General features: G+C 51.9%; 35 protein-coding genes and 1 tRNA gene. 20 read left to right on the forward strand and 16 right to left on the reverse strand.

The window, feature by feature from the left end:
* Positions 1–3: 3 nt before the first annotated feature.
* The 11 genes from B2U47_RS02505 to B2U47_RS02555 form a co-directional block, all read right to left on the reverse strand.
* Positions 4–207: a hypothetical protein gene (locus B2U47_RS02505; RefSeq protein ID WP_296676332.1), complete on the reverse strand. Its 204-nt coding sequence runs from the start codon at positions 205–207 to the stop codon at positions 4–6.
* Positions 208–221: 14 nt separating this feature from the next.
* Positions 222–1,934, reverse strand: a complete 1,713-nt coding sequence (locus B2U47_RS02510) for a hypothetical protein (RefSeq protein ID WP_296676334.1) — start codon at positions 1,932–1,934, stop codon at positions 222–224.
* Between the two features lie 81 nt (positions 1,935–2,015).
* Positions 2,016–2,585 carry a thermonuclease family protein gene (locus tag B2U47_RS02515; RefSeq protein WP_296676337.1) on the reverse strand — a complete coding sequence of 190 codons (570 nt, stop codon included), beginning with the start codon at positions 2,583–2,585 and terminating at the stop codon, positions 2,016–2,018.
* 167 nt (positions 2,586–2,752) lie between these two features.
* A complete protein-coding gene (locus tag B2U47_RS02520) occupies positions 2,753–2,911 on the reverse strand; it encodes a hypothetical protein (RefSeq protein ID WP_296676339.1) in 159 nt (52 codons plus the stop codon).
* 3 nt (positions 2,912–2,914) lie between these two features.
* A complete protein-coding gene (locus tag B2U47_RS02525) occupies positions 2,915–3,172 on the reverse strand; it encodes a hypothetical protein (protein WP_296676341.1) in 258 nt (85 codons plus the stop codon).
* Position 3,173: 1 nt separating this feature from the next.
* Positions 3,174–3,602 carry a LexA family protein gene (locus tag B2U47_RS02530; RefSeq protein ID WP_296676344.1) on the reverse strand — a complete coding sequence of 143 codons (429 nt, stop codon included), beginning with the start codon at positions 3,600–3,602 and terminating at the stop codon, positions 3,174–3,176.
* Positions 3,586–3,915: a hypothetical protein gene (locus tag B2U47_RS02535; protein ID WP_296676346.1), complete on the reverse strand. Its 330-nt coding sequence runs from the start codon at positions 3,913–3,915 to the stop codon at positions 3,586–3,588. Before B2U47_RS02535 ends, B2U47_RS02530 begins: the two co-directional genes overlap by 17 nt.
* The gene (locus B2U47_RS02540) at positions 3,912–4,121 is read right to left on the reverse strand and encodes a hypothetical protein (RefSeq protein WP_296676349.1); all 210 of its coding nucleotides are present in this window, start codon (positions 4,119–4,121) and stop codon (positions 3,912–3,914) included. Before B2U47_RS02540 ends, B2U47_RS02535 begins: the two co-directional genes overlap by 4 nt.
* Positions 4,111–4,356, reverse strand: a complete 246-nt coding sequence (locus tag B2U47_RS02545) for a hypothetical protein (protein ID WP_296676352.1) — start codon at positions 4,354–4,356, stop codon at positions 4,111–4,113. The genes B2U47_RS02540 and B2U47_RS02545 overlap by 11 nt, the downstream gene beginning before the upstream one ends.
* 3 nt (positions 4,357–4,359) lie before the next feature.
* Complete coding sequence (locus tag B2U47_RS02550; protein WP_296676354.1) at positions 4,360–4,791, reverse strand: hypothetical protein; 432 nt, start codon at positions 4,789–4,791, stop codon at positions 4,360–4,362.
* 13 nt (positions 4,792–4,804) lie between these two features.
* Entirely contained in the window at positions 4,805–5,020 is a 216-nt protein-coding gene (locus B2U47_RS02555) for a hypothetical protein (RefSeq protein WP_296676357.1), read from the reverse strand.
* A gap of 222 nt (positions 5,021–5,242) precedes the next feature.
* On the opposite strand from B2U47_RS02555, the gene B2U47_RS02560 reads away from it, so the two are divergent.
* The 7 genes from B2U47_RS02560 to B2U47_RS02590 all read left to right on the forward strand — a co-directional run bounded on the left by B2U47_RS02560 (position 5,243) and on the right by B2U47_RS02590 (position 11,519).
* Positions 5,243–5,686 carry a helix-turn-helix domain-containing protein gene (locus B2U47_RS02560; protein ID WP_296676362.1) on the forward strand — a complete coding sequence of 148 codons (444 nt, stop codon included), beginning with the start codon at positions 5,243–5,245 and terminating at the stop codon, positions 5,684–5,686.
* Positions 5,686–5,982 carry a helix-turn-helix domain-containing protein gene (locus tag B2U47_RS02565; protein WP_296676364.1) on the forward strand — a complete coding sequence of 99 codons (297 nt, stop codon included), beginning with the start codon at positions 5,686–5,688 and terminating at the stop codon, positions 5,980–5,982. Before B2U47_RS02560 ends, B2U47_RS02565 begins: the two co-directional genes overlap by 1 nt.
* A 153-nt stretch (positions 5,983–6,135) precedes the next feature.
* On the forward strand, positions 6,136–6,429 hold the full coding sequence (locus B2U47_RS02570) for a hypothetical protein (RefSeq protein ID WP_296676367.1): 294 nt from the start codon (positions 6,136–6,138) through the stop codon (positions 6,427–6,429).
* Entirely contained in the window at positions 6,413–6,850 is a 438-nt protein-coding gene (locus B2U47_RS02575; protein ID WP_296676371.1) for a type II toxin-antitoxin system VapC family toxin, read from the forward strand. The genes B2U47_RS02570 and B2U47_RS02575 overlap by 17 nt, the downstream gene beginning before the upstream one ends.
* Before the next feature lie 633 nt (positions 6,851–7,483).
* Positions 7,484–7,858 carry a UPF0175 family protein gene (locus B2U47_RS02580; protein WP_296676373.1) on the forward strand — a complete coding sequence of 125 codons (375 nt, stop codon included), beginning with the start codon at positions 7,484–7,486 and terminating at the stop codon, positions 7,856–7,858.
* Positions 7,855–8,370, forward strand: coding sequence for a DUF3368 domain-containing protein (locus B2U47_RS02585; RefSeq protein WP_296676375.1), 516 nt, complete (start codon positions 7,855–7,857; stop codon positions 8,368–8,370). Before B2U47_RS02580 ends, B2U47_RS02585 begins: the two co-directional genes overlap by 4 nt.
* Positions 8,371–8,435: 65 nt before the next feature.
* On the forward strand, positions 8,436–11,519 hold the full coding sequence (locus tag B2U47_RS02590) for a DEAD/DEAH box helicase (RefSeq protein ID WP_296676378.1): 3,084 nt from the start codon (positions 8,436–8,438) through the stop codon (positions 11,517–11,519).
* Here the strand turns inward: B2U47_RS02590 and B2U47_RS02595 are convergent.
* Positions 11,482–11,823: a helix-turn-helix domain-containing protein gene (locus B2U47_RS02595; protein WP_296676380.1), complete on the reverse strand. Its 342-nt coding sequence runs from the start codon at positions 11,821–11,823 to the stop codon at positions 11,482–11,484. The two genes, B2U47_RS02590 and B2U47_RS02595, sit on opposite strands and share 38 nt — an antisense overlap.
* Positions 11,824–11,918: 95 nt before the next feature.
* Between B2U47_RS02595 and B2U47_RS02600 the strand changes: the two genes are divergently transcribed.
* From B2U47_RS02600 to B2U47_RS02660, 13 genes are all read left to right on the forward strand, one after another.
* Positions 11,919–12,179, forward strand: a complete 261-nt coding sequence (locus B2U47_RS02600; protein ID WP_296676384.1) for a hypothetical protein — start codon at positions 11,919–11,921, stop codon at positions 12,177–12,179.
* A gap of 282 nt (positions 12,180–12,461) precedes the next feature.
* Complete coding sequence (locus B2U47_RS02605; protein WP_296676387.1) at positions 12,462–12,809, forward strand: hypothetical protein; 348 nt, start codon at positions 12,462–12,464, stop codon at positions 12,807–12,809.
* Between the two features lie 24 nt (positions 12,810–12,833).
* Positions 12,834–13,706 carry a hypothetical protein gene (locus B2U47_RS02610; RefSeq protein ID WP_296676389.1) on the forward strand — a complete coding sequence of 291 codons (873 nt, stop codon included), beginning with the start codon at positions 12,834–12,836 and terminating at the stop codon, positions 13,704–13,706.
* Positions 13,706–13,996, forward strand: a complete 291-nt coding sequence (locus tag B2U47_RS02615; RefSeq protein ID WP_296676392.1) for a hypothetical protein — start codon at positions 13,706–13,708, stop codon at positions 13,994–13,996. The genes B2U47_RS02610 and B2U47_RS02615 overlap by 1 nt, the downstream gene beginning before the upstream one ends.
* Positions 13,980–14,276 (forward strand): hypothetical protein, encoded by a 297-nt coding sequence (locus B2U47_RS02620; protein WP_296676395.1) that lies wholly within the window; start codon positions 13,980–13,982, stop codon positions 14,274–14,276. The genes B2U47_RS02615 and B2U47_RS02620 overlap by 17 nt, the downstream gene beginning before the upstream one ends.
* Positions 14,277–14,278: 2 nt before the next feature.
* Positions 14,279–15,724 carry a hypothetical protein gene (locus B2U47_RS02625; protein ID WP_296676398.1) on the forward strand — a complete coding sequence of 482 codons (1,446 nt, stop codon included), beginning with the start codon at positions 14,279–14,281 and terminating at the stop codon, positions 15,722–15,724.
* A gap of 73 nt (positions 15,725–15,797) precedes the next feature.
* On the forward strand, positions 15,798–16,136 hold the full coding sequence (locus B2U47_RS02630; protein WP_296676400.1) for a hypothetical protein: 339 nt from the start codon (positions 15,798–15,800) through the stop codon (positions 16,134–16,136).
* Positions 16,133–16,333: a hypothetical protein gene (locus B2U47_RS02635; protein ID WP_296676402.1), complete on the forward strand. Its 201-nt coding sequence runs from the start codon at positions 16,133–16,135 to the stop codon at positions 16,331–16,333. The genes B2U47_RS02630 and B2U47_RS02635 overlap by 4 nt, the downstream gene beginning before the upstream one ends.
* 95 nt (positions 16,334–16,428) lie before the next feature.
* Positions 16,429–17,703, forward strand: a complete 1,275-nt coding sequence (locus B2U47_RS02640; protein WP_296676405.1) for a hypothetical protein — start codon at positions 16,429–16,431, stop codon at positions 17,701–17,703.
* Positions 17,700–17,822: a hypothetical protein gene (locus tag B2U47_RS02645; RefSeq protein ID WP_296676410.1), complete on the forward strand. Its 123-nt coding sequence runs from the start codon at positions 17,700–17,702 to the stop codon at positions 17,820–17,822. Before B2U47_RS02640 ends, B2U47_RS02645 begins: the two co-directional genes overlap by 4 nt.
* A gap of 36 nt (positions 17,823–17,858) precedes the next feature.
* A complete protein-coding gene (locus B2U47_RS02650; protein WP_296676412.1) occupies positions 17,859–18,230 on the forward strand; it encodes a hypothetical protein in 372 nt (123 codons plus the stop codon).
* Between the two features lie 294 nt (positions 18,231–18,524).
* Positions 18,525–18,962 carry a ProQ/FINO family protein gene (locus B2U47_RS02655; RefSeq protein ID WP_296676415.1) on the forward strand — a complete coding sequence of 146 codons (438 nt, stop codon included), beginning with the start codon at positions 18,525–18,527 and terminating at the stop codon, positions 18,960–18,962.
* A gap of 129 nt (positions 18,963–19,091) precedes the next feature.
* Positions 19,092–20,012 carry a tyrosine-type recombinase/integrase gene (locus B2U47_RS02660; protein WP_296676418.1) on the forward strand — a complete coding sequence of 307 codons (921 nt, stop codon included), beginning with the start codon at positions 19,092–19,094 and terminating at the stop codon, positions 20,010–20,012.
* 322 nt (positions 20,013–20,334) lie between these two features.
* Here B2U47_RS02660 and B2U47_RS02665 read toward each other — a convergent pair.
* From B2U47_RS02665 to B2U47_RS02680, 4 genes are all read right to left on the reverse strand, one after another.
* A tRNA-Lys gene (locus B2U47_RS02665) sits at positions 20,335–20,410 on the reverse strand.
* Between the two features lie 49 nt (positions 20,411–20,459).
* Positions 20,460–21,725, reverse strand: coding sequence for a YeeE/YedE family protein (locus B2U47_RS02670; protein WP_296676421.1), 1,266 nt, complete (start codon positions 21,723–21,725; stop codon positions 20,460–20,462).
* A 64-nt stretch (positions 21,726–21,789) separates the two neighbouring features.
* Positions 21,790–23,646, reverse strand: coding sequence for an ATP-binding protein (locus tag B2U47_RS02675; protein WP_296676424.1), 1,857 nt, complete (start codon positions 23,644–23,646; stop codon positions 21,790–21,792).
* Between the two features lie 5 nt (positions 23,647–23,651).
* Positions 23,652–23,852, reverse strand: a complete 201-nt coding sequence (locus B2U47_RS02680; protein WP_296676428.1) for a hypothetical protein — start codon at positions 23,850–23,852, stop codon at positions 23,652–23,654.
* Between the last annotated feature and the right edge of the window lie 845 nt (positions 23,853–24,697).

Here is a 24,697-nt window from a genome sequence, read left to right on the forward strand (position 1 = left end):
TCCTTATTGTGTGTTCAGGTAGGTATTCATGTTGTGTTGTTGCAGCAACCTGCGGATAGCTTCCACAGGTTCCCGCTGATACAGGTTGATTTCATCCTGCAACTCCTTCAGTACCGCTTTCATGCCTTCTTCCAGGATGCATTGCCGCAGGGTGTCCATATAAGCAGCGACATTCGTCAGCATTTGGGCTTCACTCAGGGTTTCCATTGCCATCTCCTTGTTTATGCAGCGGTCAGGCCATCCAGGTTAATTTCTTGCTGGCGGGCATTACGCCGCTCAGCCAGTGATACAACACCTGCCTTTTCCGGGGTGCTGGCAGGTTTTGTGTCGGGTTGGTAGTGGTATGTGCCCGCGAGGTGTTGTCGCATCACGTTGCGCAGGGTGTCTTCGTCAACCCATTCATAGGTCACACCACGGTTGCCAAATGGTTTTGACCACATGTAGCCGTTGCGGTACAGGATTAGTTTGGACTCGCTGATATAAGCCTTGCGGATGCCTTCGCCATGGGCGTTCCTGATCTTGTTGAAAAAGAAATCATTGGATACGTTCCCACCAAAGTTCTGCATCAAAAGCACTAACGCCTGCTGATGTCCTTCTTTAATTTTGAACCCATCCTCGTCACGGATGACAGATAGGTCGATCCAATCATTGAGTGTTGACAGTACGGCCTGTTTGAACTGCTCAACTTCATCAACAGGAATGCTGGCTAACGGTTTTTCTGTTTTAGCCAAACTTTCTTGTCCATGTAGCGGAAACTGACCCGCATCTAGCCCACGTTTAGCCCGCGAAAAAAGGCGGTTTTGGGCGGTTTTGAACAGCAGCAGCCCTAAACCAGTGGTGGCTGCAACCCATGAAGCCCCGGATGAATCCACATCATCGTCTTTGGCTGACGTATTTTTGAAATCCAGATTGATAGTCATCATCACCAGCAATTCCAGTGAAATTGCCAGCAATGCGCCGAAAATCAGTGAGTTGCGCTTATGGTCGCTGGCTTGTTCCTGCGTATAACCCAGCCAAACCTGGGCGGCAGCGATCATGTCATTGACGGGCAGGGCAGGGGGTGTGCCCTGTAATGTTCTGCGGGCTTCTTCAAGTTGCTGTCCTGCATTTTTGTAGGATTCTGACTGGCTAGCCATGTTTTTTGCCTGGCTAGCTAAACCGGAACTCCATTTAGCCAGGTTTAGCTGAAGCTGGCTAAGTTCCTCACAGCCATTGGCGGGCACTTTTGAGTAGCTGCTTTTGGTGCTGCACCCCTTCGTGGCAACCCATACCGTTGTGGCTGGCTTGTCTTTGCCATCCAGATAAATACGGATGCCTGATGCGTTCACAGCGGGACGGTTTTGAATGGCGTTAATTTTGTCACGCAAGGATTGCTGCAACGCAAGATCGTCTGCATCAGGTGCATTGGACTCAAGACGGGTATCTGCGGCATCGACAGATGCTTCAGCCGCTTTCACCACAAATGCAGCCTGTTGCCGTGCCAGCTCTGCATCCATGCCACTGTTGGCATTCTGGGTGGCGTAAAGACTCCCCAGCCCGATGGTCGCAAACAGGCTGAACCCGCGCAGGATGTTGACGCTGATCCGCTTGTCCCAACTCTGCCGGTACTTCCGGGTACGCGGGATCAGCACCTTGGCGATGTCCGCCACAAAGAAGATGATGGGTAACAGTACAGCGGATACTGCATCCATGCTGGAACCGAGGATGTACCAGAACAGCATGTTGGCCCCGCTAGAGGCTTCCCAAACCGCAATGTGGGAGGCCACACCAATGGCAGGCAACACAGCTTGCTGTTTACGGTAATGCCAGATACCAGCACCCACGGCGAATACCAGCATCAAGGCCGCTGCCAGCAGCACATCCTGCTGGGAAATTCCCTCCAGTACACTGTTGGCAGACTGTACGGTTTGGGATGGTTGTTCCATGGTATCCATAGCTGACTTCCTGCGCTCTGTTTGCAATGGTTGGTTGACGGGGTAGGGCGGCTGACCACCCTACCCTTTCCTGTTCATGTTTTATTCGGTGTCTTGGCTAATTTGGGGGCTATCGGCATGGATGCCCAAACCCTCATCAGCAGCAGTTCCCAGTGCCTGGGTGTACCGGTCTGGTACGGTGACACCCTTTTCCAGCCCTGCCATGCCCATTGCCAGCAGGCGTGGGGCGATGTCCAAGCCATCGGCAAAGAACATCAGCGGCTCATCCCGGCTGATGTGCCCTGCTCGCTTTTTGTCCGGCAATTCCTGGAACTGGACTGAGGTGTTTTGCAGCAGGCTTTCCAGCGCCTGGCGTGATGACTCGAAGTACCTTGATTCAGGTTCAGGGGCTGTAATGCCCCATACTTGCACCCTGATCTTGCGGTGTTTGATTTGTATAACCAGCCCATTGCCAGAATGGACAGAGACAACCTGGCACATTACCCTGCCCGCCTGCCCAAGGGTTGACAGCACGGCATACAGCACCAGCCCGGACAGCACCATCAAGCTGATGGCATAGCCCCCTGCCGGTTGCAGCAGCACCGCCAGCAAGGCCAGTGCGGTGATGGTCAACAGGTAGGCTTGTAAAGCAGGGTTAATGTGTGCGTGCATAATCCCATCCCTGACTGGTCAGGAAACCAAGTCGTTGCGCCCAAGCCCTAGCATCACTACCTGCCCGGTTCAATACGCCCATGATTTGGCTGCGTTGACGTTGCTCATGCCTTCTCTTTTTCAGGGACGCCATATCTTTTCCTGTGTTCATGACCCACCTTTATCCTTTATGGTTGTTGTCCGTCATCGGTGTCCGTGGTGACACTCCCCTTGCCATCGTTGAATTCGGCATTGAACGGGGTGTCCTGCGCATAAGCATCTGTTACCCGATCCCACCAGTCATCGGCATCGGTGGTGGTGGATGTATTTGCGTTTGCCAGTGTCATCACTTACTCCTTGCCCTTGCTATCCAGCAACATGGCTGAGCCAATCACCATAGCCGTACCCAGCCAGGCAAAGACACCACCGTAGAAACCCGTGGTCAGGCTGCGCACATAGGTAGGGCCAGCCAGGTTAAGGCTCACGCTCAGGCCAAAACCCTGGATAGCGGGATAGCCAGCCGCTGTCATTAAGGAATGGGCGCCGATCAGCAGGACTGCCAGCCCTGACAGGAACAGCGGAAAACCAAAGAATGCTTTTATGTTCATCTCAGTAACTCCTGAATAATCCAACCATCTTCCCTTGAATCTGCACCCGGCCCGGCGCGTAAAAGCTGGATGTCAAGTTGCTGTTTTCGGGGCGCAGTTCTACCAGCCCGTCCGGGAACAAGCTGGAGATGTCTGTTGTCTGAGACATGCCAGCGTCCGGGTGATGCAGCTCTACCCTCACCCCTGGTGCGTGCCGGTAGTAGCGTTTCAAGGTGGATTCTTCCCGGTCTACCAGAGCCACCACGATTTCACCGTTGCGGGCTTCTTCTTGGTGCTGGATGACGACGAAATCACCGTCCATGATGCCGATGCCAACCATCGTCTCGCCGCGTACTTCCAGCACATAACGCCCCTTGCCGGTAAACAGTTCCTGCGGGTTGATTTCCCCTGATCCGTGCGTACTCATGCTGTTATCAGTCTTGATGCCCATTGCCGATCCTCCCATTGGTTTGCCCTGCCGTTTCCTTCCATACCATCCCGGTATGGTCATTAATCAATTTTGCCCAGACTAATGACGACAAACTGGTGTCGTAGTCGTAGAGTTTCGCTCCCTCTTCTTGCGTAAGCTCGGTTAAAAATGTTGTCTGGTTCCTACCTTTGAAGTCCTTCCAACGAACAATCAGGGTGTAGGTTTTAACGTGATCGGCCATTTTTACTCCCTGTTCCTGTGTGTACAGCGGGTCGGCGTTTTCCATGCCGGTGGGTAACACATCTACAGGTGTCCTTGCTTTTTTCTTGCTCATGCCGCATACCCCTTCACTTGGGTTAACTGGTTCAGGAAACCCAGCAATTGCCCCCAGGTCAGTTTCCTTTCGATGACCTTGTAGCATCCGACTGGCTGACCGCCTTCGGTCACGTAGCCCTCCCGACTGGTGAACCTGATCACCTGGAACAAGGGTTCTGCCGGATTGGTGGACTCATCACAGATGATTTCAGCTTCACCGTTCATTGTTTGCCCCACGGTTCTTGAGCCAGTAAACCGCCATGACTACCGGCGTGATGACCAGATAGGCCACAACGCCGAGCAGCAATGCCCCCATGGGGAATGCGCCCCATGTCCAGCGGTCTGTTTCCAGCCAATAATTGCTGACAGGGACAAGGAAGAATGTGATGCCAGTGGCAACTACAATCGCTAGGGTGTAGTAGCCGAGCAGTTTGAGTGATTGTCGGTGTAACGTTTTCATGCCTCACTCCCTCTGGCCTTCCACGATTGCCCCGTAAATAGTGGTCGTGAATTCATCCAGCGCTTCATGGATAACTGCTGGATGCGGCATCATGGCGCAGTAGCCTTGTCGCTCTGGGTCAGCCTCCCGTTCCCAGTGGATTACCCAGGCAGACTCTTCACCATCGTCCCTGCCGTCGTAGAAGTAGACCGGCTCCTCTTTGGAGAGCTGCCACCCAGCACCTTGGGGCTGGCGCAGGGTTTCAACCGCTGGTTCTGTCTCAGGGCGGTCAACACCGTAACCCAGCTTGATATAACGGTTTTCCTGCACACGGGCAGGTTTCATCCACTGCCAGCCCATACACTGACTGGCGCAGCAGTTGGACTGATGGGGCGAACAGGTCAGCGGGCAGAGTTTTTGTGCTGCCGCAGCTTCGGTGTGGGTGGGGATTGGCATGGGTGACTCCTTCTTATATCTCGTTAGGGAGTGGCTTGCGGCTCAAGCCGCGCAAGTCTTCGCTGCCGTCGCTGTATAGTGCGTACAGTTCGACCTTCACACCTGCGGGTGCTACATCTGCATACGCCTTCCACGCCTTGCCAGCCTGAGCGGCAGTGCCGGATGGTTTTTCGACCTCAATCCGATCCTTGCGGATGGAGAATCCTGTTACCGTTAGTACTTTTGCCATGTCTGCTGCTCCTGTCCAAATGTGTTACGTTGTGGCTAGTATTTATCTTTAAAGATAACAAGTCAAGTAACTTAAATGATATTTCGAGGAAGAATGACAGAAACAAGCATCGGTCAGCGCCTGCGCGAAGTGCGAGTGTCAAACTTATTGTTTCGTTCATTTCGTTCACTGCTATACTTAGGAAATCAAGACTAATGACGACGGTTGAAGGAGTTTTCAGAGATGTCTGCATTGATGAGCTATCAAATCCCAACACAAGAAGATGCCGCACTGGCTGTTGAGAGCAGCCGCTTGTTGGCTGCTTGTATTGGCAAGGGGGAAAGTGCCTGCTTGCGCCTGCATGATGGGAACGACGTATTACAAGTCCCTATAAAAGCTATCCGCCTATTGGTCGACATTCTGGATGCCATGGCGCGGGGCGATGCCGTATCACTGGTTCCCATCCATAAAGAACTGACCACACAAGAGGCGGCCAACCTTTTGAATGTGTCACGCCCCTACCTGGTGAAGCTGATGGAGGGTGGTGAAATACCCTTCCACAAGAATGGGGTGCGCCGTAGGGTTCTCTTTAAGGACGTGATGGAATACAAGAGAACACGGGATCAGGCCAGTATGCTGCTACTGGATGAGTTGACCGCCGAAGCCCAAGAATTCGGGATGGGCTAATGACACTGAAAATGCAGGCATTCACCAACGTATGGGATGCACTCGAACCTGACCCTGTTATCCGTGCCAACCTCAAATTACGGTCTGCCTTGATGCGGGCAATTACCCAGTGGGTTGAAGCCAGTGGTTACACCCAAAAGGAGGCGGCAGCCGTATTAGGGACAACCCAACCCCGCCTGAACAACGTCCTCAAGGGTAAGATTGACCGCTGCACCATCGACAGGTTAGTGAACATGCTGGAAGCTGCGGGGCAGCATGTTTCCTTTAATCTGGCAAAAGTGGTAACTGCTGCATAAAAGAGAATCTGAGATGGAGGCACGGCGGCTCCGCCGGAAAAAGCGAAACTGGATGCACTGCACATTGCGGTTAAGTGCGGGGAGTAAGTAAGTGCAAAGATTAAATGCCTGCGCTATCCTTGTATGACGAACTATATTTATAGGTATGACAATATGTATGGGTTAAGGATCAATGCCCGCCTTGATGAGCAAACAGCGGTGGATTTGCGGTTTTTGCGGGAAGTTTTGGGTGATAAATCAGTTACTGACGTGCTGAAATACGCCTTGCAGCAGGTGGCGCAAGACTTGCGTGACAAAGACAGAGCCAGACGCCAAAAGCAGCTTTGGCGGGAAAGTGGCCTGATTGGCTGCATCCATAATGCGCCTGAAGACCTGTCCGCCAATTACAAGCAATACGTTACCGAATACCTGGACGGGAAGTACCCCCAACATGCCAGCGAAAAATAGTGTTATTGCTGACAGTGGTTTCTGGATAGCACTGTTCCACCAGCAAGACTCTTACCATGCTGCCGCAGTGACCGCGCTGGACAGGTTTGCTGACCAGTTGTTGATTGTCACTTGGCCTGTCATTGTGGAAGCGAGCCACTTGCTTTTACAACGTGCCGGTTTTCAGCGGCAATTGGCATTCTTGCAGACGCTTCAGCGGGGTGGGGCAGATATTTTTCAGCTTGATGGAATCCAGCACATGGGGCGGATCAATGCCCTCATGCAGAAATACCGCGACCTCCCGATGGATTTGACGGATGCCTCGTTGGTCATTTTGGCGGAGGAACTGGGGCATGGGCGCATCCTTTCCACTGACCAACGGGATTTTAACTGTTACCGATGGAAGAGCCATGAGCCGTTTGAGAATGTGCTGTTTCCCTGAAGTGGGGTAAATCCTGTTCTGAAGTGCTGAGGCCACCAGCCAGCACCTGCGGGGAGAGTAGGGAAACGGGTAGTGTTGTTCTGCTACCATGTACGGCAGATACCATCAAGAAAATGCAAGCGGCACAAATGGGAATCACTTCTGCCTGAGAAGCGAAGCGGCATCTAGGATTTGCAGAACGTGCCATTTGTTCATTAGCTTGCTGGATCAGGCTATCACCAATGGTTTCCGCCTCTCGGACAACAGGCACACTGCCCGGTCTTGCTGGATGAGAGGCGCGGGCGGGTGGTTGCCAAACGTGAACAGGTGGAAGTACTAGGTACGGTTGGCTTGCCCCGCCTTGGTGAAACAGGCAAAAGCGTTGGCAGGGGAACAACCGCCAGAAGGCAGATGAAGATGATTAACATCCACCTGAATCAAACTCCATCTGGTTGGTGAACGGGTTTATCTTCATCCGAATTGTCTTGTTGACAACCCCCATTTGCTCTGCGATCTCTGCTGAGACATTCCCCACCGCACTTCTCGCAGGCGCTGGTCGATGGTTTCAGCACCTGCGGGAAATGCGGGGCAATTGCAGGAGTGCCAACGGCTATGCTATGTTTACAGAATGTTCCTACAAAAAAGGAGAACATTATGCAAGTTGTCAACATACGCCAATTGAAAGCAAACCCTTCTGTCGCATTGCGCGAGGCCAAGCATGATTTGGTAGTCGTCACTAACCGTGATAGACCTGATGCCCTGCTGGTTAGCATGGAACAGCTTTCCGGCATCCCCAACCTTGATCAGGTCAGGCTTGCCTTGGGTGTCGGCTTGTTCCGTGACAAATTGCTATCCTTGGCAGCGGCGGCAAAGGTAGCGGGTAAGTCTCTGTCAGAAATGCTGACCTTAGTATCCGGCATGGGTATACCTGTCGTTGATTATTCCCAAGAAGAGGCTGAAGCCGAAGTAACCATGGTTGAAAAGCTGGTGCGTGAACATCAGGCGAAAACAGGGCTAAAAGCCGCATGAATCCCGTGGTTGTGATTGCAGATGCTGGCCCGCTGATTGCTTTGGCCAGAATTGGGCATATCCACCTGCTACGTGAAATTTTTGGTGGGGTGGTGGTGACGGAAATTGTCCAGCAGGAAGTATTGTCAGGTGGTGGCTTTGCTGACTCTGTTCCTGTTGGTGACGCCATCAAAGCAGGTTGGTTACAGGTCAAGCATTTGTCCATAGGGACTGCTGATGCGGGGCTTGGGTGGCTTGACCTAGGTGAACGGAGTTCAATTTTGTTGGCGCTGGAATACCAGCAGAACGGGCAAACATCCCGCTTGGTGATTGATGAGGCCAAAGGTCGGGCTGCTGCCAAAAGTCTATCACTGGAATTGATTGGGAGTGCTGGTGTCCTTGCAACCGCAAAGAGGTTGGGATTGATCCAACAAGCATACCCATTGCTGGCAGAACTGCGTGCATCAGGCTATTACCTGTCCCAAACAGTGTTTGACTCGGCGTTAAAAGCCGCTGGCGAACATGATGAATGATCAATGCAGAACCTAAACCATGACCACTCTTTGACAAGAATCGCCTGATCTTCTGGTGTAACCTTATGACTGAACACAAATTTGAACCAACCTTTGCATTCGCCAAATACTGGCGAAAATCACTTGCTGATACGGCTTTATCGAAAGGAAGATTTGCCGAAGAACAAGACTTGAAAAAAAAGGATGTCATCAACGAACAAGAATGGCGTAACGGTCAGCTAGGCTATGATAAAAAAGATCTCATAGGTAATTACTTCAAGGGGGTTCCTGCGACCGATGAGACCGTTGAAGTCATCGTTAGCCCAAACACGTACAAACGCATATCCCAACATGGCCATGATTACGGTCTTGGCATACTGCCGCAGTACCTTCTGCCTGTATCCGTGCTGCTGCTCATGGATCGGCAAGGCAAATTTTTCCCGGCTACTTCCCCTATCATTGCCAGGGACTTACTTGCACCGCTTGAAGAAGGGTATCTGACTATAGGGAGCTTGGAGGAATATGACCGCTATATCACACAGCACCCCTACCAATTAAAAGAGAATGAGGGTTGTGATGAGATAGACTCCCGCGATTCCCATAAACAATTTGACGAATGGGGCAAACTGCTCGAATACGCTGATGGGCTTGAAGCAAATGTTTGTCAAATCCCTTTGCAACATTACTTGAAACAACATGTTGTATACCTAGAGAAAGGCAACAATATTGCTGCGTGGAATGTCATTGCCCTATATGACCATTTGTTGGAGACCCGCGAGTGCGTACCACTATTTGAGAACTTGGCCTATACAGGGAATACACGGGAAAAACATTGCCAGCCAACCATTAAAAGCTTTACCAAAAGGACTGGACACGGTACTGATGGTTATGGACTTGCTCCTGCCCAGCGGGATGTTCTGGCACGCCTGTTGGGTGAGCAAGATGGCAGCATACTGGCAGTGAACGGCCCACCCGGTACAGGGAAAACCACCATGCTTCTGAGCATCATCGCCACCCAGTGGGTCAACGCTGCACTTAAAGGTGGTAGGGAAGCTCCTATAACAATGGCGGCATCAGCGAATAACCAAGCTGTCACCAACATCATCGACGCCTTCAGGAAGGTTGATATGGGGATGGGGCCTTTAGCGGGACGATGGTTGCCAAACCTTTCGAGCTACGGCATCTACCTGCCCGCCAAAGCTAAGGAAGGTGATGCTGTTGAGCGCGGGTACTTGACAGAATCACTCATGAATAATCAATACGAGCAACAAGAATACATTGATAGGGCGAAAATCCACTACATTCAATGTGCTGCTACGGCTTTTGGTAATGGTTTACTGTCCGTCAGCCAAGGAATTTCTGCTATTAGACAGAAAATGGTGGGGCTGAATGATGTATTAGAGCAAACATACAACCTATGGCAACAGGCAGAAGATGCTAAAACGGAGGTGTTAACCAAGCTTGGGAATACCCCACAATATGCGCTATCAGAAGCCCTTAAGCGGAAAGATGCAGCATCCGCCCGGTACAGAACTGCCTGCTTGCTGGATACTAGGCTACGGGCATTCCACCAAACAGAATCTTTATCGGAAGTGCTAGTGTCATCCCTGTTCGGATGGCTGCGCCCAATTCAGGAACGTCGGTTAAACAGGGCAATCAGTTTCATCATCCAAAATGGATGTGATGGTGGTGTCTTGGACGGTATACGCCAATTTACCGAAATCCACCAACGAATTTCGGCATACAAACAGTCTACATCGGGTCAGCAAGACAGGGCGGCACTGAACTACGAAAATTTACTTAACGTATGGGACAAGCATCAACAACTCCAGCAGGAATGGCAAACTCATCTTGGACAACTGGACAAGTTATATCCGGGCTGGGCAGCCGTAGATGAAATCCAATCCATCGAAGATCAGGCGGACAAAACAATCCGTTTTGATCTGTTCCGCCTAGCCACGCATTACTGGGAGGGCGTATGGTTGGAAGAAACCGAAAAATTCTTACAGGAGTTGACTGAAAAAGGGAAAACTGGTGTTCCTGTGTTGACAAGTAGTGGGGCCGGGGGAACGGGCAGCAGCAAATCCCGCAAGCATATCCAAAAAACATGGGCACTACGCATGATGCTGACCCCTTGTGCCGTCTCGACGCTCTACATGCTGCCTAAAACCATGAAGGCGTGGAGTGGCACGGATACTTATCTTTACAACACCATTGACCTGTTGATCATAGATGAGGCAGGACAGGTAACGCCTGATTTGGCGGCGGCCTCATTTGCACTAGCTAAAAGAGCCTTGGTTATTGGAGACACTCAGCAAATAGAACCTATCTGGTCACTGCCGGAATCCGTCGATATTGGCAACTTGGTTGCCTGCGGGTTGGCTGCACCGTGTGCGGAAAGGCAGGGTAAGGAAGCCTTAGACCTACAAGGAAAGACAGCGACAGCGGGTAGTGTCATGAAAATGTCCCAACACAGCACATTGCACCACGACAACAAAGCTCTTGATCGGGGTATGTGGCTATATGAACACCGCCGATGCTGGGACGAGATCATCGCCTATTGTAGCGAATTATGTTACAAGGGCACTCTCCAACCCAAGCAGGGTTCTGCTCATGCCTCCGCAAAGATTACCCCACTATTCCCGCCCATGGCTTACCTACATATTGATGGGAAATCACAAAGCCAAGGGGGAAGCCGTATTAACAGGTATGAAGCAAAGGCTATTGCGGTTTGGGTTGCAGCGAACCGTGAACAAATCCAACAGCACTACCAAGGGGAAAAAATTGGCAAGATTCTGGGGATAGTAACCCCGTTTGGTGCGCAAAAGACAGCTATCCAATCAGAACTAAAAGAAATGCTAGGAGACAAAAATGACATCACTGTTGGTACTGTCCACGCTCTTCAAGGGGCTGAACGTAACCTGATAATCTTTTCACCTGTTTACTCTAAGCACGAAACTGGCGGGCAGTTTTTCTTTGATGCTGGCCCCAACATGTTGAACGTTGCTGTTTCAAGGGCAAAACACAGTTTCATGGTCTTTGGCGACATGAAAATTTTTGATGCGAAAGGCAGGAAGCCATCATCCTTACTGGCGAGGCACATTTTCTCATCGCCAAAGAATGAAATTTCTACTAGCGTCCCCCCTTCTCCTTCTCAAGATTGGCAATAACAGAAATCATAGCTCGAACAATTTCCTTATTTGATGGGCTAATAGATTTATAATCTGTCAAAAGGGCAGCTTCTTCTGAGTTTATATGACTGTCGTTACTCAAGGCTCTACCCAAAAGCATCCATGCAGGATCGACTTGAAACAGATTTTCTAACTTTAAAAGAAAATTACCATCTGGAACAGATGCGTCACCTTCGTAACGGGTGATAGTTATTTTCGCAACCCCCATGCGTTCGGCAAACTCTGCTTGAGTTAGAGTTCCCCTCACTTCGCGCAGGCGCTGCCCGATGCTTGTTTCTGTCATTCTTCCTCGAAATATCATTTAAGTTACTTGACTTGTTATCTTTAAAGATAAATACTAGCCACAACGTAACACATTTGGACAGGAGAACCGACAGGATGGACACGTCCCCCAACCCAACTTTACTGACCCCTGAACAGGTGTTGGCTAACTTCCGGGCTACAGGCACGACTGTTGCAGGTTGGTGTCGTCTTTATAAATTCAACCGCAGTACAGTCAATGCTTTGTTGCACCGAAATGCCCCTGGCTTGCGTGGTGAATCCCACCGGGCTGCGATTGCACTGGGGCTAAAAGCCGACCCTAGCAAAGACTCCCCTGAAAAAGCCAATCCTGACAAAGGTGTTAGCCATGAATCCTAACATCTTAATCCCTTTTCAAACAGGGCAACTTGGCAATTTGGCCCAGGCATTTCACATGAGTGAAAGCGATCTGTTGGCAGTATTGCACCGTTGTATCCACTTCCTGCCTACGCATTTCCGGCAATTCCTGCAAGGTCATGCCTATGGGTAGACACTGACCAGCCGTCAGGCTGACTCCCATTTCTCATTCATCCAAAAAAACAGGGCTTTAAGCCTGACGGGCAAGTATTGCCTGTTGGGTGCGAACAAAACACGAACGAAGAACATAACAAGGACAACAACATGAAAACGAACAGAACAACAGGGGAAAAAATTGCCAATGGCCTGCTGGCTTTCGGTGTGGCGGTAGCGTTGACAGTCATCACCTTGGGGAGCCGTGAGGCGAATGCCGCCCAAACAGGTGCCCTGCATTTGGTGGCCACCATCAAGGATGGTCCTGCCATGCAGGCAGTGAGCTGGGTAGTGAAGCAGGGTGATGCGGTGGTGAAAAGCACCCACTCCCACAGCGCCACCTTCCATTTGCCAGGTGGGGACTACAGCGCCCATCTGGAGTGTAACGGAACCAACCGCAGCCGGTCGTTCACCCTGAGATCGGGCGGGGACATCGACATCGTGCTGGCGTGCGGCTAATTCCACTGACAGGAGACAGGAACCATGAACATGAATATTCAAGCACAGCATCAAGTAGTACAGACTGGCGCTGTCCAGCGGATCAAAACCTTCGGCACGTTTGTGGCAGGGGGCTGTGTCGGTGCGCTGATTGCCGGTGCGATGTACCACGTCTGGGACTATGGCAAATCCAACGGGTTCAACCCGTTTGGCGATGGTGGCAAGTCTGTCTACAAAACCTCGGATAGCCGAGCAGGAACAGCCACCCAGTCCATGCCGGGTTCCCCCCGACTGCTAACCAGCAGTGCGGGGCAGGGTGAGATCAACACGCTGGCAGCCATCCCGGTGATGCTGGTGTCGTCTGCCGAGGCAAGCGATGCAGAAACACGACCTTTTGTGATGGGCAAGCCCTCTGGTGCTGCCTCATCGTCTGCTGCCAAGCCTGTCATCCAGATGGTGCGGCAACAAGCCAGTAGTTCCACCCCCCATAAACAGCAAGGTTCCCAAACTGCCCACCCCCGCAAACAGGCGAGTCAAGGTGACACGAAGCCGCCAGCCAACAAGGTGGCTCAACGAACCGTCACACGTCCGGCACCTGTCCCTGCCACTTGGGTGGGCAGGCTGATGCCGGGGCAGGCGGTGCAGGCCGATTATTACAACTACATCCGCAACCCCAAGCCGCAAGAACGTGCCGCCCAACAAGGCACATGGGTAGCCCGCCTGATGGGGGAAGCCCCTGTCAAGGTCAACAAGGGCAAGCCTGCCCAGTTCCAAACCCCCTCAAAATCCAGCCTGCATACGGGTGCTGGCAACCAGGGTGATCGTCTGAACGGCGGTGGCAATGCCCTGATCTGGTCGGAGAAGGGGGATGCTCCGTTATCTGGCGTCACTGTCTGCATCAAAAAGGAGTGCGTGTGATGCACAAAAAAACATGGCTAGAAAAGCTGGCACTGGTGGATGTCTGGCTGGTGTTGGCGGAATGGCTGACCGGAGCGGTCATGATCGCTTATCTGGTGTTTGCCTTATTGGCGCTGGCGAGTTGGGCACAAGACCAACAGACAGCCACGCTCTCTTATGGGGCGAGCGCTATTGCCTGTCTGGTCGTGGTCTGGTTACTGGCGTTGGCCTGTGCGCCTTACCTGCGGATGCAGGATGACGGCAAACGGATACACACCAGTCAAGGGAGGCAGCGTGAACCCACTCTTTAACCTGGTTAGGACAACAGCCTTGATGGTGTGCTTCCTGTTTGCCGGGTTGGCGCTAGGCATCCTGCTGGGGGACAAACCTCTGCATCTGTCCATCACCCTAGGGCGGGAGAATTGGTTGCTGGGATGGGTCTTTGTCTGGTGTGCGTTGGCCTTGCTGCTGCTAAGCCTGCGCTGGGATTGCCCGGCAGCGACCAGTGCCAGTAAACCCGCACCTGTTAAGCCGCCAGTACCTGCCCCTGTGATCGCAGCCAAACCGTTAGCGGCAAAAGGCAGGGGCTGAGCATGTGGCGTGTTGCAACCATCATGTTCGCAGGTTCACTGCTGGCGGTACAGAACCAGTACCCTGCTGCTGCCGCGTTGATGGCAAAGCTGGTGCAAAATACTACCACCGCTGCGGTACGTGATGATGCGGCTTATTTTGAGGATGCTATTGCACAAGGAACCACTCTGGCAGCCTCACTGGTCGACGCCCTGTCTGCCGACGAATTTGAGTCCCTCGCTTCCCTGCTGGAAGGGATGGCGGTATCGGCAGCGCCGGATACGGTTGCCACCTTGCCTGATGCCAAGGCAGGGATAGCGGGCAGTGCCGCCCCGGTTGACCCCAAAGCCCGTGACTTCCTACCACGCCTGAATGCTGCCCAGCTCGTACAACTCCAGAAGGTCATCCGCTATACCGGCGGGACAGATTTCACTACCGCCATCACGGGCATGGCGGGGCCTGCCCAACATGCGTTTTATGCGATGGTGGTGGAATATCACCATAAGACCGGCAAAAAGCTCAATGTTGGTTCGGTCTACCGCAGCGCAGCCTATCAGGTCGGGGTCAAGGCCCAGTTTGGCGCTGATGCAGCCGAACCCGGCTGGTCGCAACACCAGCATGGCTACTCCGTGGACATTGACCGGCAGGGCAGGTCATCACCCCAAGTGGCAGAACTGCACCGCTTGGGGCTGCTGGTCAAGCATGGCTTTGTCAAGGACAACCCCTCCGGGGAAGCCTGGCACATTGAACACCAGGCCAGCTACTCGCGTTTTGGCAAGGACATGCTGGCCTATTGCGCCCGCCTGAGCCTTAAAGGTATGGATGGTTTTGCCATACACCGTCACATTGCCATGGCGGGCATGTTCTCGGACGCTGCCATCATCAAGCGGGTAGAAGCGGTCGGCAAACAGCATGGTCTGCCGCGTGGCTACATGGCCACCATGCTCAAGATTGAATCGGCACTGGGTCAGCACATGCTCAATGCCTCTGGTGCTTCCGGCTGGTATCAGTTGATGCCAGCCATCGCTACAGCGTATGGCGTGAAAAACACGATGGATTTATCCCAGTCCACCGCTGCCACTGCCCAATTGGCACGCGACAACAAGCGCGGGATGGTCAGCACGATGCCTGTGGAAGGTGCTTACCTGTACATGGCGCACCAACAAGGCTTGCCGGTCGTCCTAGCCATCTGGCGCTTGTCACAAGGTCAGTCAGCCGGAATGAAGGAAAGCACGGTCATCAACAGCATGGGGTACAACCTGCCAGGCAGCGTGCGTGACCACTATTTCAATACCGGCAGCATAACGGCAAAAGATGGTCGCCAGCGTCCCTATTACACCCTGAAAAGCGGTTTGTCCGCTGCTGCGGTTGCCAAGGTTTTCCTGTCGCACTGGCAGGGCAAGTACAACGGCTTTGAAACCACGATCCAGAAGGTTTTTGCCAAAGACATGGCAGAAGTCTGGGGTTGAATGCCCTAGCAATTATTGAATGTTTTTTAACACCTAAACACACAACAACGAGGTTGATATGAAAGGGAATGACATGAAAAAGATAGCAGTGCTTCTTGCGGTTGCCACCCTGGGTTTCCTGCCGGTAGCCGTATTGGCTGACACGGGAAGCAGCAGGGCTGATCCTGTTACGGAAGGTTCCGATTCTGCTGACCGTTATACCCACACCATTGCCACCTTGCTGGACGCTGCCTGCGGTACACCCAGATCCATTCAGATGGAAGCCGACAGCTTTTACCTGGCTGATCACCCCACATCTGTGTGGTCAGCCAACAGTGGGTGCGGACTGTCATGGTTTGAATGTACCGGGGATGCCTGCCACCCACTGGATGCGGCAGAAGCTGCCCGGAAGTACGGGGTAGGGGAGCCATGAGCAGTACCCCCCAACCCTGGAACCGCAACTGTTCACAGTGCTTGCATATGCCGAACTGCCATAGTTGGGTGGCACTGACCGCAGCGAGGGAGTGCCCTGCTTATGACGATGGCACGACAGCAGAAGCCGAACGGGCAAGGGAGGAGATACGGGCGTTTATTGCAGGAAGTGACCAGGTGAAACAACAACCACCCTGACACCCCATTCGTTGGAAACCCTGATTATTAATGCCGTTCAGGTCAGCAACTGGCCTGACGGGTCAGTATTGCCTATGAAAAAGGATAAATTGAACATGAACCCTGTCACCCAATGGATCAAGGCTGCTTTGGAGTCTGGCCTGACCCCCTCACAACAAACAGCGTTCTTGGCATTGCTGTTGCAGACCGTCAGTTATGGCAAAGTGGAAGATGATCTTGCCGATTCACGTCTGGAAAAACTGTCTGGCCTGCGCCGTGACCGCGCTCGTGCTGCGGTTGCCGGACTGGAGGCCAGCCAACTGGTGACGGTTGCAGGCAAAGGCAGGTACGGTACGGTTTACCGCATCCCTGAACGGTTTTTGGTGGATGGGGAATCTGGCAGTAACCGTGCGGCCTTCCCAGCCCTGAAAGACAACATGGCGGGGGAAGGGATGGGTCACACGCCAACGGTGCAGGACAACAGCGAAGCCGGTGCGCTACTGGAGACACGTTATCAGCAACTACAGGCGGCACACCAGACTTTGCTGGAGACAAACCAGCGGCTGGCGGAAAGTAACCAACTGTTGGTGAGTACCAACCAAAATCTGGTAGATGCTTACCAACAGTTGGTAAACAGCTTGCCTAAAAATGGGGGATGCTTACCGAAATCCGGTGAGGCATTGACCGAAAGTCGGGTTGAAACGCCCCGGATTTTGGTAACAGACAATATAAAACCCAGACAAGACAAAACCACTACCATCCCAAACCCTGCCAGTGAAGAAACCTCTCCAGAACGGTGGACTGCGCATTGGGATTTGGTCGGGCATGGGGATGATGATTTTCAGGTTTGGGAGCAATACGCAGCGGCAACAGCCCGTTGCCAGCATCCATCACCTGCTGCGGCAGGTGGACAACCAGCCCCTGCTAGCCAAGCCAGCGGGATCACTGCCGAAGCCCTGCAATACCCGGCAGCATTGACAGCAGAGGAACTCACCGAAGCACCGAAAAAACTGGACGGACTGCATCCCCAAATGGCACAGGAGGTACTGGACGCACTGGCATGGAAGATGGCTAATGGAGAGGTCAAGAAGTCAAACATCGGCTTGTTGGTTTGGTTGGCAAAATCCGCCCGGACGGGGACGTTTGACCGCACACCTGCGTTGGAATGGCGCAAGCGGCAGGCACAAGGGGATAGCTACAACGGCGCTTTACTGAAAACAGAACTCAGCAACCTCAGCAATGAGGTTAAAACCTTGCAGGGGTTGCAGAAAGCCCAGCAGGAAGGTTCCGACGCATGGGACAGTTTCACGGCGCAGATTGAGGTCAAGAAAGCCGAGTGGTATCGGCTGCGGGATATGTTGCAGGCACAGGCGGGGAGGGTGGCAGTATGAAACCAATGGTATTCAGCAAATATCGCCATCACCCCCAGATGGGGTTGTGGCTGGGGGATAAGGAGTTGCTGGTAGACGAGGTGGTAATCATGGTTGACATGGCGCATGGGGCATTATAAATTTACGTGCTTTGTTTATCTAGGGGACTTATTTCTATGTCCACAGTTGTGGAGTTACGTACCGTACAAGATTCGTTGATTGACGATGAGGTAAAAGCTATATATGAAGAAGTGATCCATACATGTAACAGGATCATAAATCATTCAAATATATATGGTTTTCAGTTGATGCATATTCCAGATCCTAACATTCATCAGATGTCGAGAACTTTGGATGAGATGGTCGTGCCGATTATTGATAGATTGGTGGTTTATGGGGATTTTTCTCCAGAGAGTGGTTTGAAAATAGTCAACGTTAGGCAGTATGTGTTGCACATCAGAGAACTAACATTGGCCTTGGCTAATCAAGATAAAAGTGCGTTTGATCAGGTTGTCTCTGTACTGAAGAAAGAAGCTATGATAATTTAGTATTGTCTAATCTAGTGGTTATGTCGCTTATTAGATACCCGATGAATGAAGAGGAGCTACGTCAATGACCAAACAGGAAACGCTAGAAGCAGTGCGTGCTCTGAGAAATGCTTTGAAGCAGTACAATCAGTCCTTGGACAAGTTGATTGAGCAAAGCAAACAACAAAAAGCCGCTTAGACCTTACTTATGGAAACCACTTATAAAAGCCTGCATAAGCAGGCTTTTTCTTGTGAGCCTTCCAATCCCAGCCATCCCAACATGACCTTTCCATCACCATGCGTTACACTTTTTGCATGGACAAGAAACGACCTATCTTAACCCTTAAACGTACCAGGACATCCGATACGCCTGTAACAGTACCTGTTGCGGAACCTTCGGTTGAGGCCACTACAGCCAAACAGGAGGCTTCACGGCTGTCAGATCAGGCATCCTGCCAACTTGCTGAGTGGTTGGGAGAGCATTCGGCGGTATGGCGGGATTTTTTGCCGCTGCGGATCGGGGTGATTGAGGATGTGTATGCGCTTTTGGCTGTGCATGGGGTGCAAGAGAGATGGTCAAAACGGGTCATCCATAAAACTCTGCGCTGGCATACCAGCCGAACCCGCTACTGGGAACGATTAATGCAGGGTGGGGTACGTTTTGGGCTGGATGGGCAGGTGTCAGGGATGGTGACAGCTAGGCAGCGGCATACTGCTAGGCAGGCCATGCGAGGGCGTCAACACTGGTTGTGAATAGTCGGCAAAAGGCTGAAACCTTGGCTATACTTTTTTCAGGATCAAGGGACTGATTGTAAGTTGCATAGCACACTCCATTAACATAAGTCAGTGAAAATCACTGCTTTTGTGAAGAGGAGCTTGCAAATGTTAGGTGATTTGAATGACTTGTTGGCATTGTATGTCCGGGAAAGCGACCCGGCTCCTGCGACCGTCAAACATTGTGAAAATGTCATGGCGCTGTTCCAGCGCGAAACCCAATGCACCCAGGTTGGGGAAGTGACGCACGAGTTGCTGCTCCAGTGGAAAGCGTTGCTCAAGTCGCGGGCTGCTGAGGCAACCGTCAACAGCTACCTGCGTGCGTTACGCACGTTGTTTAATCTTGCGGACAAGCGTGGTCTGCTGGAAACCAACCCGTTCCAGCATGTCAGTTATGTGCCCGAATATACCCGATTGAAGCACACAGCCGAGCATGTGGACATTCTCAGTCTGTTGAGTATGATCCGGCAGTACCCGGATGAAAATCGCCCTTCCTGGTTCTGGGAGGCGGTGCTTAAAACCTTGTACTATACAGGAATGCGGCGGCGGCAACTGGTGGCCATGACTTGGGCTGATGTGGATTTCCGCCATGAACGTATCCTGTTACGGGCAGAGGGGAGTAAAACACGTCGGGAGTGGCATATCCCCATGACTGCGGAGGTTGTCCAAGCATTACTGGTGGTCAAGGATAAAACGCTGGGGAAACTGGAAGTGGGGCAGGTGGCAGCCATTCGTCAATTGCAGGTGTTCAACATCACCCTGTTCAACCCGGACTATGCAGGTAAACAGATGTTCCCGGAGCAGGTCACAGGGTATTTCAAACGAGCATCACTGCGTTACAAGGTCAAGATCAGTCCCCACCGGTTCCGTCACACGTTTGCGACCCAAGCAGCAAACCGGGGTGGGCAGAACCTGCGACACCTCCAGCGGATGTTGGGTCATACCAGCCTCAAGACCACGTTGGGTTATGTGGAGTCTGATACAGAAAGTATGCGCGAGATGATAAACGGTGGTATCCGTGGACTGTAAGTAGCTGATAAAGTAGCCTCTGGATTAGAGGCTACACTTGCGTGGCACGCATCTGTTCAGGTTGCAGCACGTTTGTGCGTAACACAATAGCAAAATGGGGTTGTATTAAGTAGCCGAAATGGCTGAGAATAGGGGGTGCAACTTGGCAGTTGCCCAAAAATAGAAAAGCGGGCGTGAATCCACTCACGTCCGCTTTGGATCTGATAAACCGGAGTTTTGATTACTCGGTGGTTTCGATAGGCCCGAATATCTCAATAACCGGATGTTTGCTACCAGACACACGGCCTGCATTCTAAGCGAATCGCAGACCGACTTCAAAAAATGGTGGGACATGTGCGACTCGAACGCACGACCACCTGATTAAAAGTCAGATGCTCTACCGACTGAGCTAATGTCCCGAAGAAGGCGCTATTATACGGAAGCAACTTCCGGTTTCAAGCCCTTTTGTTAAACTTTTTCCAGTTTTCGCAGACTTTCCGGCAGCAGCTTGAGATCAACCAGTCCGGTAATCAGTGCTTTGCCAAAACTGGCTTCGTCTTCGTACATCATTTGGTAGAACTGTACCTTCATGGTCAGGGCGCTGCCCAGCACGATGCCTGCAAACGCGAGGAAAGAGCCAATCGCCAGCGTGGAAACACCGGTAATGGCTTGCCCGACCGTACAGCCCATTGCCAATACCCCGCCGATCCCCATCAGTACTGCACCTAGCACGTGGTTGATGACATCGCTGGTGGATGCAAACCATTCGATACGGAACGTGCGGCTAACCAGTGCCCAGGCAAACGAACCAGCCAACACGCCGAGGAAAGCCATGACGCCAAACGTCAGCAAGGCGGCATTGAAACCACCCGCAGCATAGCCGACCGCTTGCCCCATCGGATTGATGAAGGTAAAGGATTGTGACCCCAGGGCTACGCCCATCGCCGGTTTGCCCTCTTCGGATTCCGCGAGCATGTCCCATTCACCGTAATACTGGGTCAGGGGGTAAGGCTGCCCATCTACGTCGATACTGATGTTGCTGGTAACGTACCATGCTGCCAGCACGCACAAGCCCACCACGATGCCGCCGAGGGCAAAGTCGGCGCTGCTGCGGAAGTCTTTCGACTTGAAAGCCAGCCAGACGAGGAACAGGCCAAGCACTAGGCCAATTACCAGACGTACCATTACCGCATGTTCCTCACCTGCCAGCACGCTACCCAGATCTTGCGAATTGCCCATGTTGATCGCCAGCGGGTTCAACCATGGGTAGAACAGAACGGAATACAGGGTTTTGTCGGAACCGGGGAATGGGTTGAGCATGAAATAAGCCACGACCCCGATGATCAGGAACACGAAAATGGATTTCAGGTTGCCGCCACCAATCCGTACCAGACATTTGTTGCCACAGCCACCCGCGATGGTCATGCCGATGCCGAACAGGATGCTGCCGAGCAGGTTTTCTGCCCAGATCAGTTGCCCGTTACGGTAAGGTGGGTAAGTGCTGTTAAGGTTGACCATGCCGAGCATTTCCAGCACGACCACGCCCAGCAGGGCGATACCAATCGCCAACCCCCAGGCGCGGAAACGCCCGGTGTCACCCATGTTGATCCAATCAGAAACCGCACCCATGGTGCAAAAGTGTGTTTTGTTGACGATTGCTCCCATGATGAAAGCAATCACGAAGCCCGCCGTCAGCAAGAACGACTGGGCCGATGCAAAGTCTGCAAACGCCATAACCTCTCCTCTCTCAATGTGCGCGAGGAAGATTATAAGTTGATAAATCTCAAAGGATAAAGGGCTATATCTCCAATGTCGGGCTACCTTGCGGGCAATTGATCACTTGGGTGAAACGAATACTGTCTGGCAAGGTTTGTGCGGTTAGCCAGATCTGGCTGACTGCGCCATTGCTGTTGGTTTGCAGGCTATTGAGGGTGCTGGCGGTACGTCCTGGGTCGAAAAAGGCCAGCGGCTCATCCAGAAACAGGAACTGGTTACGGGTTTGGGTGGTGTCTGCCAGCGCATTGGCTACGGCGATCCGCATGGCGAGGGCGAGCTGGCGTTGGGTTCCGGCAGAAATTTCGCTGAAATCCAGATAATCCTGTTTGCTGGGCGACATGACTTTGAGGGCGAAATCCTCATCAATTTCCAGCGCGTTGTAATGCCCATCGGTAAAGTTCTGGAGCAGTTCCGTGCAACGGTTGCGCACCAACTGGTTGAAACGACCGATGGAACTGCCACCGCTGCGTTGCAGCAGACCAATGGCGGTGTCGAATACTACCCGGTCACGGCGGATATGTTCCAGCGCGTCTTCCTGCTGGTCGATGCCTGCTTGGATGTGTTCGCGCTGGTTGAGCCTGATCTGTTCGGTTTCCACGTCGGCGTAAAGGAAGCGCAGGTATTTGCCGAATTCGCGGTTACGCTGTTCCATGCTGATATTGACGGCATCGGCAATGCTGCTGATGTTGCTGGGGTAGGTTTCGTAACGTTCCGCAGATTTCGCCCATTCGGGGATGACGGCAATGTCGGGGTGGTCACTGCTGCGTTCCGGCATGTCGGTCTGGGTTTGCAACAGGTATTGGCCTGCTTCGCCCTCCAGTTGTTCGACTGCTGGCGTGTTGCTGAGGTGGAAGGCTTCGTGTAGTGCCATCGAGAGGCTTTGTGACTGTCTGCGCAGGGGAGCCATGCGGCGGGTATCAATGTACCAGCCGTAAATCAGCAGGATGGCGCTGATCAGGGCGGCGATGGAAGCAATCCGCACGGAAACGCGCCCGATGGTTTCGCGCAGGCTGGCATCCATGCTGGCGAGCAGGGTGCTGCCAATGTTGGGGGCAAACAGGAAGGCAACACCTAACAGCAATGCCACAATGAAGATCAGCAGGCAGATGCGTGTCCAGAAACCGATGCGCTCAAATTTCTGGCGCAAGGCATGAAAACGTTCGTGGTTGGCAGGGTAAACCTCTGCTTCCTTGTCGACTTTTTGCGCCAGTTGCAGGAAGTGTTGCTGACGTTCTTCCAAAGCTGCACCGACGGTTTCCAGTTGGGGCAGGTGGGTATCGTCAATGTGCAGGTTTGCCAGGGCAGCCTCGTTGCTCTGCAACTGGAGTTCCATGTCGGCAATGGTTTGCAAGCGTTCGCGGTTTTCGCTTTGCAGTTGGTCGCGTAACTGGGCATGTTCGCGCAAGCCTGCCAATGCCCGCAGGTTGTCGCTGTCGCCCTGTTGGACGCGAGTGCTTTGTTGGCTCCAGTAAAATGCCTGCACAAACGCCTTGTAATTGTAGCCCAGTAGCGACTGGAGTTGACGTTCCACCGCTTCCGGGGTATCCGCCAGGGTCAAGCCTTCTTCAGTGGAAAACAGGGTCGCTACGGTGTCACCTGCTTGGTTGATGGAGCGGATCAGGCGGTATTCGTGTTCGCGGTGGCGCAGTTTCAGGGAAACCGTGGTCTGTTTTGTTCCCCAGCGGATCAGTTTGGTGGCTTCTTCCGGGGCTAACTGGTCGGTACGCCCGAACAAGCCAAACTGGATGGCATCACCAATGCTGCTTTTGCCGGATTCATTGCCGCCGGTTACTGCCAGCAGGCCACGTTCAGGCAGATTGCCCAGATGCAGGCGTTCGTATTTGCGGAAGTTTTCCGCTGTCAGTGCAGTAATGATCATGGGGATTACTCCATGTGGCGGGTAGCTTCGAGCCGGGCAATTACCAGACTGGCAGCGTCAGCGTAAACCTGCGGGTCAAAGCCTTCGGCCTTGGCGTGGGTGGGGAAGTCTTGCAGGCAAAAGTCTGCGAAACGGCGGGCTGCCGCTGTTTTCAGGGTTTCTGGCTGCAACTTTTGCAGGAACTCTGGGGGCTGTTTTTCAGACATGCGTATCCTCCGCCTCGATTCATCCTTATAACTATATGCAAAGAATCATGACTTTGCAGGCACGGTGGGGAGTTACTTTAACAAATGTGCGGGCGGAAGATCATGAATAATGTGTGGAGATTGATTGATTGTTTCGATGAGCTGGCAATACTTCGGTTTATACGATGTGTCACTACAAAAAATACGGTTTTTCTAATTCACATCTAACCCTTTATAGTCAACTTGTGTTTAGAAAATGTGCATTCGTCGAGGGAGAGAGGAGTCGTTTAGATGATTTGGTGTTTATTGTAATTTGATCGATTGAGTTAAGTTCAATATTGAAAAAATGTTTTTTTGAATTATTGCGCAAGCAGCCGCTTTTAAGCGGCATTGTGCTTGTTTAGATTTCATGATTATTTCATATTACCATCCTGTTTGAAGTTGTGTTGAGTATGATACATTTGTGTAAATGTAATGCCGCCAATGGCTTTTTAATTTTTTGAATTTTGTTTTAAAAATTGAAAACACTGCATCAATAGTTAATCTGGTTGCAAAAATAAGTTTTTCATTCATTGTTTTATATTTCCTTTTTAGGTTTGAATTTATTAAAAATGCATTATCTTAAGCATAAGTTGGCGTGCAACAATTTAATTGCAAAAGAAATACATAATGTGAGTTAAACTGTGTTTACAGTCGGTATATCGCTGAAGTAAACTTGGTTGTTTGCTGTTTTCGATATGTGGCAAATATTAGTTTATTGTGTGTAAAAAGTCAAGTTCATAAGTAGTGGGTTTTTCAAGAAAGTCAATATATTTTTTGCATAAAAATGAAAAATTATATTTTTGGAAAAATTGTATAAGTAACTT

Source organism: Thiothrix sp. UBA5583, from assembly GCA_002425225.1.
Classification (GTDB): Bacteria; Pseudomonadota; Gammaproteobacteria; order Thiotrichales; family Thiotrichaceae; genus Thiothrix; species Thiothrix moscowensis.

Bases quoted from the DNA above. Each gene is read 5' to 3' on its own strand.
- B2U47_RS02590 (WP_296676378.1), top strand. From the start codon at position 8,436: ATGACTGAACACAAATTTGAACCAACCTTTGCATTCGCCAAATACTGG.
- B2U47_RS02555 (WP_296676357.1), bottom strand. From the start codon at position 5,020: ATGGCAAAAGTACTAACGGTAACAGGATTCTCCATCCGCAAGGATCGG.
- B2U47_RS02610 (WP_296676389.1), top strand. From the start codon at position 12,834: ATGAACATGAATATTCAAGCACAGCATCAAGTAGTACAGACTGGCGCT.
- B2U47_RS02650 (WP_296676412.1), top strand. From the start codon at position 17,859: ATGTCCACAGTTGTGGAGTTACGTACCGTACAAGATTCGTTGATTGAC.
- B2U47_RS02615 (WP_296676392.1), top strand. From the start codon at position 13,706: ATGCACAAAAAAACATGGCTAGAAAAGCTGGCACTGGTGGATGTCTGG.
- B2U47_RS02630 (WP_296676400.1), top strand. From the start codon at position 15,798: ATGAAAAAGATAGCAGTGCTTCTTGCGGTTGCCACCCTGGGTTTCCTG.
- B2U47_RS02570 (WP_296676367.1), top strand. From the start codon at position 6,136: ATGTATGGGTTAAGGATCAATGCCCGCCTTGATGAGCAAACAGCGGTG.
- B2U47_RS02625 (WP_296676398.1), top strand. From the start codon at position 14,279: ATGTGGCGTGTTGCAACCATCATGTTCGCAGGTTCACTGCTGGCGGTA.
- B2U47_RS02660 (WP_296676418.1), top strand. From the start codon at position 19,092: ATGTTAGGTGATTTGAATGACTTGTTGGCATTGTATGTCCGGGAAAGC.
- B2U47_RS02595 (WP_296676380.1), bottom strand. From the start codon at position 11,823: ATGACAGAAACAAGCATCGGGCAGCGCCTGCGCGAAGTGAGGGGAACT.
- B2U47_RS02580 (WP_296676373.1), top strand. From the start codon at position 7,484: ATGCAAGTTGTCAACATACGCCAATTGAAAGCAAACCCTTCTGTCGCA.
- B2U47_RS02530 (WP_296676344.1), bottom strand. From the start codon at position 3,602: ATGGGCATCAAGACTGATAACAGCATGAGTACGCACGGATCAGGGGAA.
- B2U47_RS02550 (WP_296676354.1), bottom strand. From the start codon at position 4,791: ATGCCAATCCCCACCCACACCGAAGCTGCGGCAGCACAAAAACTCTGC.
- B2U47_RS02645 (WP_296676410.1), top strand. From the start codon at position 17,700: ATGAAACCAATGGTATTCAGCAAATATCGCCATCACCCCCAGATGGGG.
- B2U47_RS02510 (WP_296676334.1), bottom strand. From the start codon at position 1,934: ATGGATACCATGGAACAACCATCCCAAACCGTACAGTCTGCCAACAGT.
- B2U47_RS02680 (WP_296676428.1), bottom strand. From the start codon at position 23,852: ATGTCTGAAAAACAGCCCCCAGAGTTCCTGCAAAAGTTGCAGCCAGAA.
- B2U47_RS02670 (WP_296676421.1), bottom strand. From the start codon at position 21,725: ATGGCGTTTGCAGACTTTGCATCGGCCCAGTCGTTCTTGCTGACGGCG.
- B2U47_RS02545 (WP_296676352.1), bottom strand. From the start codon at position 4,356: ATGAAAACGTTACACCGACAATCACTCAAACTGCTCGGCTACTACACC.
- B2U47_RS02635 (WP_296676402.1), top strand. From the start codon at position 16,133: ATGAGCAGTACCCCCCAACCCTGGAACCGCAACTGTTCACAGTGCTTG.
- B2U47_RS02560 (WP_296676362.1), top strand. From the start codon at position 5,243: ATGTCTGCATTGATGAGCTATCAAATCCCAACACAAGAAGATGCCGCA.
- B2U47_RS02540 (WP_296676349.1), bottom strand. From the start codon at position 4,121: ATGAACGGTGAAGCTGAAATCATCTGTGATGAGTCCACCAATCCGGCA.
- B2U47_RS02585 (WP_296676375.1), top strand. From the start codon at position 7,855: ATGAATCCCGTGGTTGTGATTGCAGATGCTGGCCCGCTGATTGCTTTG.
- B2U47_RS02520 (WP_296676339.1), bottom strand. From the start codon at position 2,911: ATGACACTGGCAAACGCAAATACATCCACCACCACCGATGCCGATGAC.
- B2U47_RS02605 (WP_296676387.1), top strand. From the start codon at position 12,462: ATGAAAACGAACAGAACAACAGGGGAAAAAATTGCCAATGGCCTGCTG.
- B2U47_RS02675 (WP_296676424.1), bottom strand. From the start codon at position 23,646: ATGATCATTACTGCACTGACAGCGGAAAACTTCCGCAAATACGAACGC.
- B2U47_RS02525 (WP_296676341.1), bottom strand. From the start codon at position 3,172: ATGAACATAAAAGCATTCTTTGGTTTTCCGCTGTTCCTGTCAGGGCTG.
- B2U47_RS02515 (WP_296676337.1), bottom strand. From the start codon at position 2,585: ATGCACGCACACATTAACCCTGCTTTACAAGCCTACCTGTTGACCATC.
- B2U47_RS02565 (WP_296676364.1), top strand. From the start codon at position 5,686: ATGACACTGAAAATGCAGGCATTCACCAACGTATGGGATGCACTCGAA.
- B2U47_RS02600 (WP_296676384.1), top strand. From the start codon at position 11,919: ATGGACACGTCCCCCAACCCAACTTTACTGACCCCTGAACAGGTGTTG.
- B2U47_RS02535 (WP_296676346.1), bottom strand. From the start codon at position 3,915: ATGAGCAAGAAAAAAGCAAGGACACCTGTAGATGTGTTACCCACCGGC.
- B2U47_RS02655 (WP_296676415.1), top strand. From the start codon at position 18,525: ATGGACAAGAAACGACCTATCTTAACCCTTAAACGTACCAGGACATCC.
- B2U47_RS02575 (WP_296676371.1), top strand. From the start codon at position 6,413: ATGCCAGCGAAAAATAGTGTTATTGCTGACAGTGGTTTCTGGATAGCA.
- B2U47_RS02640 (WP_296676405.1), top strand. From the start codon at position 16,429: ATGAACCCTGTCACCCAATGGATCAAGGCTGCTTTGGAGTCTGGCCTG.
- B2U47_RS02505 (WP_296676332.1), bottom strand. From the start codon at position 207: ATGGAAACCCTGAGTGAAGCCCAAATGCTGACGAATGTCGCTGCTTAT.